Origin of the sequence: Kurthia sp. Dielmo, assembly GCF_000307285.2 — a bacterium.
In the GTDB taxonomy this organism is placed as follows: Bacteria; Bacillota; Bacilli; order Bacillales_A; family Planococcaceae; genus Kurthia; species Kurthia populi.
The window spans coordinates 1-942 of record NZ_CAEP01000174.1 but is presented as its reverse complement, the minus strand read 5'-3'; the positions used below and the strand labels follow the sequence as shown (position 1 = coordinate 942).

At 44.2% G+C, this 942-nt stretch carries 1 protein-coding gene; it reads left to right on the top strand.

Annotation, left to right across the window (positions count from 1 at the left end; genetic code table 11):
- Positions 1-907 (top strand): Ig-like domain-containing protein (locus tag KTHG_RS00015; RefSeq protein ID WP_139991769.1); only part of this gene is annotated, 907 nt, incomplete at its 5' end.
- Positions 908-942 lie beyond the last annotated feature (35 nt).

Below are 942 nucleotides of genomic sequence, written 5' to 3'. Positions count from 1 at the left end.
GGTGTCAGAAGATGCTACATCGCCTTTTAGTTTGCAAAACTTAACACCAAATACGGCCTACACCGTTGAAGTTGAAGAAAATGGTGCTACAGGTTCCGTTCAATTTACAACAACGGATATTGTGCCTGGTGCCCCAACTGTTACGGTAACAGCCAAAGCAGGAGCCATTGACTTCACAATTGTGGACGGTACCAACGATGGCACAGCGATTACTGGCTATACCATTTATTACACAGATGGCACAACGCCTAAAACGCAAAACACTACCACTAAAACAGGTACTATTACGGGTTTAACAGATGGTACGCAATACTCGATTCAAGCGACAGCCAAAAATGGCAAAGGTGAATCAAGTAAATCTGCAACTGTAAACGCAACGCCTAAAACAGCCGTTACCGGTGTGACAGTAACACCTACTACTGCAACTGTGGATGTAGGTAAAACGACAACAATTACAGCTACAGTAGCACCAGCCAATGCAACGAATAAATCTGTAACATGGGCATCGGGTACACCGACTAATGCAACAGTTAATGCATCAACTGGGGTAGTAACTGGTGTGAAAGCTGGTACATCGGTTATCACTGCGACAACTACAGATGGTAACAAGACTGCAACAAGCACAGTAACGGTAACGAATCCAGTAGTTGCGGTTACTGGTGTGACATTAGATACTACGACAGCAACGCTTGATATTGCAGGCACAAAACAACTTACGGCAACTGTAGCGCCAACAACAGCGACAAATAAAGCTGTTACTTGGTCTACAAGTGCAGCAGCTATTGCGACTGTAAGCTCAACTGGTTTAGTAACAGCTGTAGCCGAAGGTGAAGCAACGATTACCGTTAAAACAACAGACGGTAATAAAACAGCGACATGCGTCGTAACTGTTAATCCAGCCGGTTAGGAGGGATTGCATTGGATGAATTATTAAAAGCCTTT